14 protein-coding genes are annotated in these 13057 nt (G+C 58.9%); 8 read left to right on the top strand and 6 right to left on the bottom strand.

Annotated features, from left to right (window positions below; genetic code table 11):
• Window positions 1-55: 55 nt before the first annotated feature.
• Together JQ845_RS00935 and JQ845_RS00930 are read right to left on the bottom strand one after the other, a co-directional pair.
• Window positions 56-898 (bottom strand): inositol monophosphatase family protein, encoded by an 843-nt coding sequence (locus JQ845_RS00935; RefSeq protein WP_203007949.1) that lies wholly within the window; start codon window positions 896-898, stop codon window positions 56-58.
• A gap of 147 nt (window positions 899-1045) precedes the next feature.
• Window positions 1046-2143: a LacI family DNA-binding transcriptional regulator gene (locus JQ845_RS00930; RefSeq protein ID WP_236010177.1), complete on the bottom strand. Its 1098-nt coding sequence runs from the start codon at window positions 2141-2143 to the stop codon at window positions 1046-1048.
• Window positions 2144-2462: 319 nt separating this feature from the next.
• Between JQ845_RS00930 and JQ845_RS00925 the strand changes: the two genes are divergently transcribed.
• Together JQ845_RS00925 and JQ845_RS00920 are read left to right on the top strand one after the other, a co-directional pair.
• Complete coding sequence (locus tag JQ845_RS00925; protein WP_177412990.1) at window positions 2463-3704, top strand: glutamine synthetase family protein; 1242 nt, start codon at window positions 2463-2465, stop codon at window positions 3702-3704.
• A gap of 99 nt (window positions 3705-3803) precedes the next feature.
• Window positions 3804-5135, top strand: coding sequence for an MFS transporter (locus tag JQ845_RS00920; RefSeq protein WP_010655881.1), 1332 nt, complete (start codon window positions 3804-3806; stop codon window positions 5133-5135).
• A gap of 130 nt (window positions 5136-5265) precedes the next feature.
• Here JQ845_RS00920 and JQ845_RS00915 read toward each other — a convergent pair whose 3' ends face one another.
• From JQ845_RS00915 to flgA, 4 genes are all read right to left on the bottom strand, one after another.
• Window positions 5266-6003: a flagellar brake protein gene (locus tag JQ845_RS00915; RefSeq protein WP_010655880.1), complete on the bottom strand. Its 738-nt coding sequence runs from the start codon at window positions 6001-6003 to the stop codon at window positions 5266-5268.
• 91 nt (window positions 6004-6094) lie between these two features.
• Window positions 6095-6562, bottom strand: a complete 468-nt coding sequence (locus tag JQ845_RS00910) for a flagella synthesis protein FlgN (RefSeq protein ID WP_029612370.1) — start codon at window positions 6560-6562, stop codon at window positions 6095-6097.
• A gap of 59 nt (window positions 6563-6621) precedes the next feature.
• On the bottom strand, window positions 6622-6948 hold the full coding sequence (gene flgM, locus JQ845_RS00905; RefSeq protein WP_003441043.1) for a flagellar biosynthesis anti-sigma factor FlgM: 327 nt from the start codon (window positions 6946-6948) through the stop codon (window positions 6622-6624).
• 151 nt (window positions 6949-7099) lie between these two features.
• Entirely contained in the window at window positions 7100-7768 is a 669-nt protein-coding gene (flgA, locus tag JQ845_RS00900; RefSeq protein WP_235972521.1) for a flagellar basal body P-ring formation chaperone FlgA, read from the bottom strand.
• Window positions 7769-7928: 160 nt separating this feature from the next.
• On the opposite strand from flgA, the gene JQ845_RS00895 reads away from it, so the two are divergent.
• The 6 genes from JQ845_RS00895 to flgE all read left to right on the top strand — a co-directional run bounded on the left by JQ845_RS00895 (window position 7929) and on the right by flgE (window position 12922).
• A complete protein-coding gene (locus JQ845_RS00895) occupies window positions 7929-8891 on the top strand; it encodes a chemotaxis protein CheV (RefSeq protein ID WP_127196593.1) in 963 nt (320 codons plus the stop codon).
• Between the two features lie 13 nt (window positions 8892-8904).
• Complete coding sequence (gene cheR / locus JQ845_RS00890; RefSeq protein ID WP_203007946.1) at window positions 8905-9732, top strand: CheR family methyltransferase; 828 nt, start codon at window positions 8905-8907, stop codon at window positions 9730-9732.
• A gap of 245 nt (window positions 9733-9977) precedes the next feature.
• Window positions 9978-10385, top strand: a complete 408-nt coding sequence (gene flgB, locus JQ845_RS00885; RefSeq protein ID WP_003441054.1) for a flagellar basal body rod protein FlgB — start codon at window positions 9978-9980, stop codon at window positions 10383-10385.
• Between the two features lie 3 nt (window positions 10386-10388).
• Window positions 10389-10832, top strand: coding sequence for a flagellar basal body rod protein FlgC (gene flgC / locus JQ845_RS00880; RefSeq protein WP_003441056.1), 444 nt, complete (start codon window positions 10389-10391; stop codon window positions 10830-10832).
• Between the two features lie 15 nt (window positions 10833-10847).
• Complete coding sequence (gene flgD / locus JQ845_RS00875; RefSeq protein WP_003441059.1) at window positions 10848-11573, top strand: flagellar hook assembly protein FlgD; 726 nt, start codon at window positions 10848-10850, stop codon at window positions 11571-11573.
• Window positions 11574-11593: 20 nt separating this feature from the next.
• A complete protein-coding gene (flgE, locus tag JQ845_RS00870; protein ID WP_160628276.1) occupies window positions 11594-12922 on the top strand; it encodes a flagellar hook protein FlgE in 1329 nt (442 codons plus the stop codon).
• The last annotated feature ends 135 nt before the right edge of the window (window positions 12923-13057 follow it).

Below are 13057 nucleotides of genomic sequence, written 5' to 3'. Positions count from 1 at the left end.
GTCCGGTGCAGCCTGATTGATCTGACCTGCCGGGTTGAGCCCGCAACCACAGCAGTCAGCTGTTCAGAGAAGGCCCGATCATACGGGCCAGTGCCGGGTACAGCTGAGGCGCGGCCACCAGTAGCGGGTTGCCTTCGATCAGGCCCCGGTCCTTTAAAAAGTCACTGCATTGACCGCCGGCTTCGCTGACCAGTACCAGACCGGCGAGGCAATCCCAGCTGTTGATATGGGTTTCGTAGTAACCGAGCAGGCGCCCGGCGGCGACGTAGGCGATCATTAATGCACCCGAACCATTACGAATGAACATTCCGCCTTCATCCAGCAGCTGTTTGACGAAGGGCAGAAAGTGTTCCTTGCCCCGTCGATGGGAGGTACCGACTCCGGTTACGCCCAGGGTCAGATCGACAGCCGGGTTGACCACGATGGGGGTCTGGTTGACGTAGGCGCCCAGGCCTTTGCAGGCATGGAACAGTTCGTCGTGGTTGGCGTCGGCCACGGCCCCCAGGCTGGGCACGCCATCCACCAGCAAGCCGATGGACACACACCAGGTGTGCAGGCCGTTGACGAAGCAGCTGGTGCCATCAATCGGGTCGACCACCCAGATGCAGCGTGCCTGCAAATCGCTGCCGCCGGTTTCTTCGCCGAGAAAGCCATCTTCGGGGAAGTGTTGGGCCAATTGCCCCTTGATGAAATCTTCCAGTTCGCGGTCGGCCATGCTGACCACGTCCTGGCCAACCCCGTCCTTGTGCGCGACGTCCAGGGTTTCGCGCTGGCGATAATATTCAAGCCCCAGCTGCGCCGCCTGTACGGCGATGCGCTGGGCTTGCAGGTAGCGATGTTCGAGGGCCAGCGGCTGGTTTGGGTCGAGGTCCAGATGAGCAGTGAGGGTTGCCGGCATGCTTTTTTCCTTGGATTGCACACGTGTGCAATCTGCTGTTTAAAAAAAGTGAATGGACCTTTTTGCCTTGGGGCGGGCAGGGGGCGATTCACTGTTGGGCTAATACAACACGAAACAAAAATTCAATTCAACATAAAAATAAAACAATTATTCTACTGTGCTGCCGCGACGAACCAGAGACACCGCAATAGAGCCGTGCAGACCACAGTGCTGAAAATTTTTGCGACGGGCGACAATTGCGGCTACCGCGCTTTTTGCCAGTTCACTGCTGTTCTGGCGCAGGGTGGTGAGGTTGTAGGCCAGGTGCGCAGCCTGGGGAATATCGTCGAAACCTATGACTTGCACGTCGTTCGGCACCGATAACTGCAACTTGTAACGCAGCCCGTCCAGCGCGCCCAGGGCCAGCATGTCGGTGGCACAGAACAGGGCGTCCGGTCGCTCGCGGCTGCTGAACAATTGTTGTACGGCGCCAAGTCCGCCGTCATAGCTGGGCGCTGCATCCAGAACCGCGACCGGGCTCAGGCCCGCTTCGGCGAGCCGGTCGCGAAAGCCTTCCCAGCGTTCGCGGCTACTGAAGTTGTTTTGCCCCTGGCCGATGAAGGCCAGGCGTCTGGCGCCACCGGCGAGCAGGGTGGCCGCTGCCAGGCGGCCACCGCCGCGGTTGTCGCTGCCGATTACCTCGGCGCCTTCCAGTTCGTGTCCGCGGTTGATCATGGCCACCGGGATCTGGTGTTTCAGGTAATGCTGAACCACCGACAGCGGCGGTGATGCCGAGGTCAGAATCACCCCGGCAATCTGGTAGCTGAGCAGTTCGTGCAGTGACTGTTCGAGTTGCCGCGGGTCATCGGCGTTCATCAACAGTGGCATCAACCCCTGCTTGTTCAGTGCCTCGGTGATCGGACTGAGCAGGCTGGCCCGAAAGGGGCTTTCAAAACCTGCGGTGACCACGCCGACGAAATTGCTGTAGCCCTTGTTCATGGTGCGGGCGATCAGATTGACCTGGTAACCCAGGGCCCGGGCCGCAGCCATGACCTTGTCGCGGGTAAGCGGCGACACGCTGGCGCCCGGGGTGAAGGTGCGTGAAACCGCTGAACGGGAGACTCCGGCATGGCGCGCGACGTCGTGGGCGGTGATCAAGTGAGTGTCGTCTTTAGGCATGCCGGGCACTGCGAAGAAAAATAGAATCGCCACCCTAATGGCTTGTGTTGCCGTTGCATAGGTATCGGCGTTTTTTCGCGCAATCACGCTCTACGTCGTTGCGGCCAAGGAACAAAGACTGCGAGGGCAGATTCAGCGAGCTGAACATCTGAAGGCCTGGGGCCCTTATCGCAGCCCTCGTTCCTCGGCAGCGACTACGAGGGTATTCCAGGAATTGTTCGGCGACTGCTTGAAATCCCGAACGGGTGGTGCGTATTTTGTACGGATTGCCGTTCGCGGCCCGTACCACAACAAGGAAAGTGTCATGACGACCGATGACCAGCGCTCTCTCGCACAGCGATTGACCGGCATTGACGAGATTGAATGTGTGACTGCCGATTTGAACGGCGTTCCCCGGGGCAAGGTAATGACTGCAGCGGGGTTCCTCGAAGGGCGGCGTTTGCAAATGGCCCGGGGGGTGTTGCTGCAATGCATCATGGGCGGTTATCCCGAGGCGCGCTTTTACGGCAGCGATGATGGCGATCTGGCACTGGTGCCTGACCCGGCCCACATCTATCCCTTGCCCTGGAGCCAGCAACCCCGGGCGCTGGCCATTTGCGACGCGGATGAATTCAGCGGTGAAAGCTCGCGTTTGTCGACCCGTGGCCAGTTGAAGGCGGTCATCGCCCGTTATGCCGCTCGCGGCCTGGCGCCGGTGGTGGCGACAGAGCTTGAGTTCTTTGTGTTCGCGCCCAACCCCGATCCGACCCAGCCGTTCCGTCCGCCGGTGGGTCTGGACGGTCGTCGCGAAGACGGTTTTTCGGCGTTCAGCATCAGTTCCAATAACGGTCTGCGGCCGTTCTTCAATGAAGTCTATGAGTGCATGGCGGCACTGGGCTTGCCCCGTGACACCTTCATGCACGAAATGGGCGTCAGCCAGTTCGAGATCAACCTGCTGCATGGCGATCCGCTGCTGCTGGCCGACCAGACCTTTTTGTTCAAGCACCTGCTTAAAGAAGTCGCACTCAAACATGGCCTGACCGTGGTGTGCATGGCCAAGCCCCTGGCGCACACGGCCGGCAGCTCGATGCATATTCACCAAAGTGTGGTTGAACTGGGCAGCGGACGTAATGTGTTCAGCGATGAGGCGGGGCAGCCGACCGCTACCTTCCGTCATTTTATCGGCGGACAACAGGCGGGCATGGCCGACTTTACTGCGCTGTTTGCGCCGAACGTCAACTCCTATCAGCGCCTGTGCCACCCTTATGCATCGCCGAACAATGCCTGCTGGTCCCATGACAACCGTGCCGCAGGGTTGCGGATTCCGGCCAGTTCACCGGTCGCCCGGCGGGTCGAAAACCGCTTGCCGGGGGCAGACGCCAACCCCTATCTGGCGATTGCCGCGAGCCTTGCGGCGGGCCTGTACGGGATTGAAAACGAGCTGGAGCCGACGGCTGCGATCCAGGGTGAATTCGAAGTGCCGGATTCTTTGTCCCTGCCATGTACCTTGCATGCCGCCCTTGAGCGTCTCAAACGCAGTCACTTGGCGATTGAACTGTTCGGTAAGGAGTTCATCGAAGGTTACATTGCGTCCAAGACCCTGGAACTCACCAGCTTCTATGATGAAATCACCCCCTGGGAGCGTCGTGTATTGGCGGCTCAGGCTTAATCGTTCAAGCGCCTGCCACTTGGCATGAGCGTTTGACACTGTGGCCGCCGGCTATCGAAGGATTGCCGGCGGCCCGCACACGGAGCTGCACGGAACGCCATGCACCAAATCTGGAAGTCTTTTCGCGCCCTGTATTTTGCTTCGCTGATGATGTTGATCGGCTCGGGGCTTTTGAGCACCTATCTTGCCCTGCGATTGGCTGCCGACGATGTCGACGGCTTGTGGATCGGCGCATTGATGGCGGCCAACTATTTTGGTCTGGTGCTGGGCGGCAAGATCGGTCACCGGCTGATTGCCCGTGTCGGTCATATCCGGGCCTATGCCACCTGCGCCGGTATCGTCGGGGCAGCAGTCCTGTGCCACGGCCTGACGGACTGGTTGCCGATATGGTTGCTGCTGCGGGTGATCGTCGGTCTGGGCATGATGTGCCAGTACATGGTCATCGAAAGCTGGCTCAACGAACAGGCTGATGCCAAGCAGCGTGGGGTGGTGTTCAGTCTGTACATGATCGCTTCCTACCTGGGTCTGGTACTCGGCCAGCTGGTACTGGTGATTCATCCGGCCCTGGGCCCTGAATTGCTGATGCTGGTGGCGTTGTGTTTTGCCCTGTGCCTGGTGCCCGTGGCCATGACCCGGCGGATTCACCCGGCGCCGCTGCACCCGGCACCGATGGACCCGAAATTTTTTATGAAACGGGTACCGCAGTCATTGATTGCGGTACTGGGCGCCGGCTCGCTGGTCGGCTCCTTTTACGGCCTGGCGCCGCTGTATGCGTCGCAGCAAGGGCTGTCCACCGAACTGGTCGGCCTGTATATGGGCTGCTGCATTTTCGCCGGCCTGCTGGTGCAGTGGCCGCTGGGCTGGCTGTCGGACCGTTATGACCGGCCTTTGCTGATCCGGATCTTTGCCTTGATCCTGGCGGTGGTTTCATTGCCGCTGGCAATCCTGCCTTCAGTGCCGCTGCAAGTGTTGTTTGCAGCAGGTTGCCTGAGTGCGCTGGTGCAGTTCTGTATTTACCCGCTGGCTGTGGCGTTTGCCAACGACCACATTGAAGGCGAGCGCCGGGTTTCGCTGACAGCCATGCTGCTGGTGACCTACGGCATTGGCGCGAGCATCGGCCCTCTGGTGACCGGGGTGCTGATGAAACTGTTTGGCAGCCATATGCTCTACGCGTTTTTCAGCGTTGCGGGGTTACTGCTGGTTTGGCGCATACGGCCGAATGCGGTCACCAACCTGCACCAGGTCGACGATGCGCCTCTGCATCACGTTGCCATGCCTGACAGCATGTCCAGCTCACCGCTGGTGGCAGCGCTTGACCCGCGGGTGGATGAGCAGGTGGTGCAGGATCAGATGGTGGACAACATCGCGCCGGAGCCTGAACCTGAGCCTGAAACCGGGCGTTCAGAACCTGAAACCAGGCCTGAGCCCTGAAGGCAGGAGCGAACTGACTGTAGGGGCGAGCTGACTGTAGGAGCGAGCTTGCTCGCGAGCTTTTGATCTCTCTTTGAAGAGCTCGCGAGCAAGCTCGCTCCTACAGGTTTATTTCTTTTTTACAGGCTTATCAGTAGTCGTCTTTATCGAACTGGCGCGCTTCGCGCTGCAGTTGATAGACAAAACGCTCGACCTGACGCTGCACAGCCCCGCTGATGTTGTGAAACCGCAGGCCGGCAAAGGTGACGTTGAGGCGCTCTTCAAAATGCAGGTAGCGCAACTCCACGGCCGTGGTCATGGCGCCGAAGGGCAGGGCGGCACTGAAGCGCTCATACACCTGGCCCAGCTGCATGCTCTCGCCGATATTGCCTTCGAAGCGCAATTTGCAGCCCGTGGCCGATACATCAAGCAGCTTGCCCTTGAGCGGCGCCTTGAGCTTTTCGCCCGCCACTTCGACATTCACCAGATTGGCCAGTTTGAGTGCCGCGCGAAATGCGTTGCGCCGCTGGTGGTACAGCACTTCGCCCGGCAGGGCGGTGCGGTAGCAGCGGTGGTCATGGGCGTCGTCAATGGTCAGGCGGCTGGTGCATTCCCAGGCGATGCGTACGCCTTCATGGAAACCTTCAACCCGAAACGGTACGCCGTCCTGAAGAAAACGCTCGCCGTCACGGGGGATCATTTCGTCCAGGGCCATGGAGTTGCCCTCACGATCCACTTCGACCACATAGCTCTGGAAGCGCTGGCTGCGGTCCTGGAACGTAATAATCAGCGGGTCATGGCTCTCTTGCAGCATGCGCAGGCTGGAGGCCACTTCCAAAGGTGTGGAAAGCACCTTGGGTGGCTGCGGAGCATCTTGGGAATCGAACACGGTTCAGCGGTCTCCGGACAATAAACAGCAACACGCAGGGGGTGGCATTTTGCCATTGTGTTGCGTGTCTAGATAGCGTGACCGTGCAGGTTCAGGCCTGGCTGTAAGCGCGGGGTTTATCCAGCATTGAGGTCGAGCCGCGGGCGTCATACAGCGAAGGCGCTTCGCCGCCGTGCAGGATGCGCAACTGATTGGCGGTGATCGCCTGTTGCGTCTGGATCGATTGGCCGTTTAGCAGGTTGGCTGCCTGGCACCGGGCCAGCAACTGGTTCAGCAGATCGCTCTGTGTCAGCAATTGCTCGCCCACGCTGGAGTGGCTGGCAAGGCTTTCGAGGCCGCGGCGGTTGGTGGTCAAGCCCAGGCTTGCCAGTATCTCGCTGCGTCGGCGGCCATGCTGTTCAAGCAGGATGATCAGCGACTGTTTACGCGCCAGAATGTTTTCCAGCACCCGCATGTCGCGGCTTTTGAGGGCAATGGACTCGTCCTGCAACAGGCCGAGCAGTTGCTCGGCCGGTGCCAGATCGTCATTGATCAGTTGCAGCAAATTTTCATCGTGGATGTTGTGCATGTCGGGCTCATGGGTGTTAAGCGTCCAAAAGCCTGGCACTGGCCGTGGGCCTAGCGCTCAGCTTCTATATTCAGCAGTTTGCCGGCAACCCGATTGCTGTCGACTTTATAACTGCCATCGGCAATGGCTTGCTTCAATTCGGCAACCCGATTTTTATCGACCACCGGTTGGTCACGCAACGAGTCACTGATTTTCTGCAACTGTTGAGCTTCTTGACTGAGGTGCACAGATTCACCGCTTGGGGCGCTGACACTGGTTTGTTCAGGTTTTTTTGCAGGGGCCGCTTGCGTGGCGCTACCCGCTTCCTGGTTGGCATTGCTGCGGGTACTGCCGCTTAAGGGCGGGGCACTGTTGAGACGGCTAAAGTCGATGACCATGACGAAAAACCTCTGGGTATTTGGACGCTTGCCATGTTTTCGGCCAAATCCGGGAAAACTTTAGGCGCGATTAATCATGGCTGACTGCTTGTCGGTACTGACCTGCGTCAAGGCACAGTGTAGGAAAGTCGCGAAACTGATGCCAATTTTCCTAGAGTGCTACTTCAACCTGGCCCGGTGCGGTAATCCGTGCCCGGATGACGCGCTTGGAGTTCAGGTTTTTAACCCGGATCTGTTCGCTGAGGCCACCATCAGACAGGGCCTCGCCGGGCATCTTGACACTTAATGTGCCGCTACGTGCGCTGATCACCACGTGATCGCCTTTACGCACGGCCGCAGCCTGTTCCAGATGGGTGAGGGTCAGCACCTGATCAGTGACCATGGGCCGCAGCAGCTTTTGCCCCACTGCCAGCTCGGTCGCGGTCAGGTAGCCCTGTTTGATCAGGCTGATATCGCGCTCGCGCAGGGTGACATCGGCGTAGTCGATGACCATGCCGCGCTGCAGGGGGTGGGTCACGGTGACGACATCGCGGAACAGTTTGACCTGTGCCGGAACAAAGATGGTCCAGGGTGAGAGCCCTTCACAGCGTACACGCACAATGACGCGGCCCATGGGTTGGGCCGGGCTCTCGAGGCTGGCTGTCAATTCCTTGTCACACCAGGCCAGGCGCAGCCGGGGGTCGAGGTTGTTGACCTGGATTTGATAGCGGCCCTCGATCTGACCAGTGGCAAGGTAGTCTTCGACGGTAAATTCAAGAAAGCCCTGGGTCACGCCGATAAGCTGATCAGGCGATGTGAATTCATCGGCGTGGGACGGCATGCCGATAACCGTCAGGCACAAGGCCGCAAGCAGGCTGAAACAGCAGCGCGGCACGTGGCAGGATTTTGTCGTTTTAGCGTTCATGGCAGATAAATAGCAAAGCCCGTGCCGTTTGCCGGGCAATGTGTGTCGTAACTTAAAGTTTTAACAGGAGCTGAGTATGGCCGGGGTGATGGATGCGGTTAACCAGCGCACTCAACTGGTAGGGCAAAACCGACTTGAACTGTTGTTGTTTCGTCTGGACGGGCCACAGCTGTACGGGATCAACGTGTTCAAAGTCAGGGAAGTGCTGCAATGCCCCAAGCTGACAATGATCCCCAAATCCCATCCAGTGGTATGTGGAGTGGCGAATATTCGCGGGGCGACCATCCCGATTCTCGATCTGGCAATGGCCACCGGGTCGGGTCCCCTGCAAGATCAAAGCAGCCCGTTTGTCATCATCACCGAGTACAACACCAAGACCCAGGGCTTTTTGGTTCGTTCGGTCGAGCGTATCGTCAACATGAACTGGGAAGACATTCATCCGCCACCCAAGGGTGCCGGTCGCGACCATTACTTGACGGCTGTGACGCGACTGGACGAGCAACTGGTGGAAATCATCGATGTGGAAAAGGTTCTGGCTGAAGTTTCGCCTTCGCCGGAAACCATTTCCCAGGGGGTGATAGATGTCGAAACCCAAGCCAGAGCGCTGTCTTTGCGGGTGCTGACGGTCGATGATTCGTCGGTGGCGCGCAAACAGGTTGCCCGTTGCCTGCAAACGGTCGGGGTCGAGGTGATATCGCTGAACGACGGCCGTCAGGCGCTGGACTACCTGCGCAACATGGCGGGTGAGGGCAAGGACCCGGCCGAAGAGCTTCTGATGATGATTTCGGATATTGAGATGCCGGAAATGGACGGCTATACCCTGACCGCCGAGATTCGTAACGATCCACGCATGAAAAATTTGCACATCATTCTGCATACTTCATTGTCCGGTGTATTTAATCAGGCGATGGTCAAGAAAGTCGGTGCCGATGACTTCCTGGCCAAGTTTCGCCCCGATGACCTGGCATCCCGGGTAGTAGACCGGATCAAAGCAGCAGACCATAGCCAGGGTTCATCCCTGGCGGTCAAAACGATTTAAGAGGCGCGATCATTTGTCGACGGCTAATTTGGATTTTCAACAGTTCCGGGTTTTCCTGGAAAAAGCCTGTGGCATTTTGCTGGGTGAGAACAAGCAGTACCTGGTCTCCAGTCGTCTCAACAAGCTGATGGAGCAGCAAGGGATCAAGTCCCTGGGCGAGCTGATTCAGCGCATTCAGAGCCAGCCCCGCAGCGGGTTGCGCGAGCAGGTGGTCGATGCCATGACCACCAACGAAACCCTGTGGTTTCGCGATACCTACCCCTATGAAGTACTGAAGAACAAAGTCCTGCCCGAGCAGATCAAGGCCAGTCCCGGTCAGCGTCTGCGTATCTGGTCGGCGGCGTGCTCTTCGGGGCAGGAACCCTACTCGCTGTCGATGGCGATTGACGAGTTTGAGCGCAGCAATCCGGGACAGTTGAAATCCGGGGTGCAGATTGTGGCCACCGACCTCTCCAGCTTGATGCTCAATACCTGCAGAACCGGCGAATACGACAACCTGGCGATTGGTCGCGGTCTGTCGCAAGAGCGCTTGCAGCGCTATTTCGACCCCAAAGGGCCCGGGCGCTGGGTGCTCAAAGCGGCAATCAAGAGCCGGGTCGAGTTCCGCTCCTTCAACCTGCTGGACAGCTACGCCGGGTTTGGCAAGTTCGACATCGTGTTTTGTCGCAACGTGCTGATCTATTTTTCGGCTGAAGTGAAGAGAGACATCTTGCTGCGCATTCACAGCACCTTGAAGCCGGGCGGCTACCTGTTTTTGGGGGCCTCCGAAGCGCTTAATGGCTTGCCGGATCATTACCAGATGGTGCAATGCAGCCCGGGGATCATTTACCAGGCCAAGTAAGCAAAACGGGAGCCCTTGTACGGCTCCTTTTTTATGCCTGCCAATCTTTCCCTGCAGGAGCAGGGAGGGGGCGGCAGAAAAACGGCAGTCAGCGGTCAGGCATTGCCGCTTTTATGACATTGCCGCGCCCCATCTCCCTGCAAAGCCCTGAAATATGGGCCTTAGGTAATTGGCACGGGGTTTGCTCAGTTCATGTCATATAAAGCCTGAATTGCGTTCAGGTCAGCCCACAAAGGTTTCCCGACATGAGCATCAGCTTCGATAAAGCGCTCGGTATCCACGAACAGGCCCTGGGCTTCCGCGCACAGCGGGCCGAAGTGCTGGCGAACAATATCGCCAATGCCGATACCCCGAACTACAAGGCTCGGGACCTGGATTTTGCCTCCGTGCTCGCCGCACAAAGTGACAAAAACCAGAACGGCACGTTTGCGTTGAACAAGACCAACGGCCGGCACATCGAAGCCCAGGGCCTGAGCAGTGGCGACGAGTCCCTGCAGTACCGGGTGCCGATGCAACCGTCGATTGACCAGAACACGGTGGATGCACAGCTGGAACAGTCGAACTACGCAGAGAATGCGGTCAACTTCCAGGCCAGCTTCACTTTGCTCAACAGCAAATTCAAAGGGCTGATGTCAGCCCTGCGCGGGGAGTAATTCATGTCTCTAGCCAGTGTTTTCAATATCGCCGGTAGTGGCATGAGCGCGCAGACCACGCGCCTGAACACCGTCGCCAGTAACATCGCCAACGCCGATACCGTGTCGTCGAGCATCGACCAGACTTACCGCGCGCGGCACCCGGTGTTTGCCACCATGTTTCAGGGCGCGCAAAACGGCACCGACGGTTCACTGTTCCAGAACCAAGACGGTGCCGGCAAAGGCGTGCAGGTGCTGGGTGTGGTCGAGGACCAGAGCGAGCTCCAGGCCCGTTACGAGCCCAGCCATCCTTCTGCCGACGCCAAGGGCTACGTGTACTACCCCAACGTCAATGTGGTTGAAGAAATGGCTGACATGATTTCTGCCAGCCGTTCGTTCCAGACCAACGCGGAAATGATGAACACCGCCAAAACCATGATGCAGAAGGTCCTGACCCTCGGTCAGTGATAAGGGACGACGCAAATGAGTGTGACCGATTCCACCAGCGGCCCGACCCTTAATCAGGTACTCGCCAACTCGGCCCGGACCACGACCACCGACACCAGCCTGGGCGGGGCGTCCAAGGCCGTTGCCGGCAGTAGCTCCCTGGGCAAGGATGCATTCCTGCAATTGCTGGTCACCCAGCTGAAAAACCAGAACCCGCTGGACCCGCAGGACAACACGGCGTTCGTTGCCCAGCTGGCGCAGTTCAGCAGCCTGGAGGGCATCACCACTCTGAACGATTCGGTGAATTCCATCACGGGTGGCCTGCAGTCGTCGCAAGCCTTGCAGGCGTCGTCGCTGGTGGGCCGTTCGGTGATAGTGCAAACCGGCGAAGCCTATGTCGACCCCGCCAGCGGCAAGCCGTTTAACGGCACCGTGGTGGTCAAGGATGCCGATTCCAAACCCACCATCACTATTACCGATGCGGACGGTGAGGTGGTCAGGACCATCGATATGGGCACCCAGAAAGCCGGCAATGTCGACTTCACCTGGGACGGCAAGGATGACGACGGCCTGTTGCTGGACAAGGGTAACTACACCTTTACCGCATCCAGTAAAACCGACACGACCACTACCGCGCTCACCACCTACCTGCCAGCCACGGTCAACAGCGTGACCCTGAGCAAGACCGGCGGTGAAATCATGCTCAACCTCGCAGGCCTGGGCAGCATTGGCATATCCAAAGTCCAGACCATTGGCCTCTAAGCCGACCCAAGGAGAGACACATGTCATTCAATATCGGCCTTAGCGGCCTGTATGCTGCCAACAAGCAACTTGACGTTACCGGCAACAACATCGCCAACGTCGCCACCACCGGCTTCAAGGCGTCCCGTGCCGAGTTCGCCGATATCTACTCGGCCAGCAAGCTGGGGATCGGCAGCAAGACGGTCGGCAGCGGCGTCAACCTGGCGGCGGTCTCGCAAAACTTTGGCCAGGGGGCGATCAATAACACCGGCAACCTGCTGGACATGGGCATCTCCGGCAGCGGCTTCTTCGTGCTCAGTGACAATGGCTCCCTGAGCTACACCCGCGCCGGGACCTTCAAGTCCGACAAGGACGGTTACGTGACCAGCACAGACGGCACGTCGCGCTTGCAGGGCTATGGCGTGGATGCCAACGGCAATATCGTCAACGGCACCTTGACCGACCTGCGTATCGATACTTCCAACCTGGCGCCCAAGCCGACCGGTTCGGTGGAGTCCACGATCAACCTGAACTCCAATGCCGACACTATTGATCAGGTCGCGAACAAGTTCGACCCGGGCGAGACCGCCAGCTACAGCAAAAAATTCAACACCACCGTCTACGATACCCAGGGCAACCCGCACCCGATGGATCAGTACATGGTGAAGACCGGTTCCAACACCTGGAAGACCTACACCCTGATCGACGGCCGCAACCCTGATGGCAGCCCGGTCAGCGGCGCCGGCGCCAAAGATCCGGTGGCCTCGACCATGAGTTTCGATTCGACCGGTGCCCTGGTCAGCGTCACGACGCCGAACCCGGTTGCCGGAGGCCCGGACATCATCAGCAGCACTTTGACTGTCGCGGACTGGATGCCTGGCGCAACCGTCAATGGTGCATGGGTGTCCAACGGCGCCAAGGCCAAAGATGACGGCTTTGGCATCAACATGGCCAGTACCACCCAGTACAACACCGACACCTCGCGCAACCCGCCAACCCAGGACGGCTACGCTACCGGCCAGATCAACAACCTGACCATCGACGGTTCAGGCGTGATGTTCGCCAACTTCAGCAACAACCAGAGCCGTGCCATTGGCCAGATCTCGCTGGCCAGCTTCACCAACGAACAAGGCCTGCAGCCGGCGGGCGGTACTGCCTGGAAAGAGACTTTCGCTTCGGGCCTGGCCGGCTACGATGCGCCGAAGGTCGGCAGCCTGGGCGCGATCCAGTCCAACTCGCTGGAAGACTCCAACGTCAACCTGACCAGTGAACTGGTGGACCTGATCAAGGCGCAGAGCAACTACCAGGCCAACGCCAAGACCATCTCGACCCAAAGCACCATCATGCAGACCATTATCCAGATGACCTGATAGCGGGCAGCACGACAAAAAGCCCCGGCACGCCAATGCCGGGGCTTTTTGTTGTTGAAGCAGGGGGCTTGCTACTGATTGTGAGAGCCAGCCTGCTGGCGATTGCAGCGGTGCGGTGTTGCAGCTGTTTCGCGT

Source organism: Pseudomonas paraversuta (assembly GCF_904063065.1).
GTDB classification, from domain to species: Bacteria; Pseudomonadota; Gammaproteobacteria; order Pseudomonadales; family Pseudomonadaceae; genus Aquipseudomonas; species Aquipseudomonas paraversuta.
The sequence above is the reverse complement of the archived record's forward strand: the minus strand, read 5'-3'. Positions and strand labels throughout refer to the sequence as shown.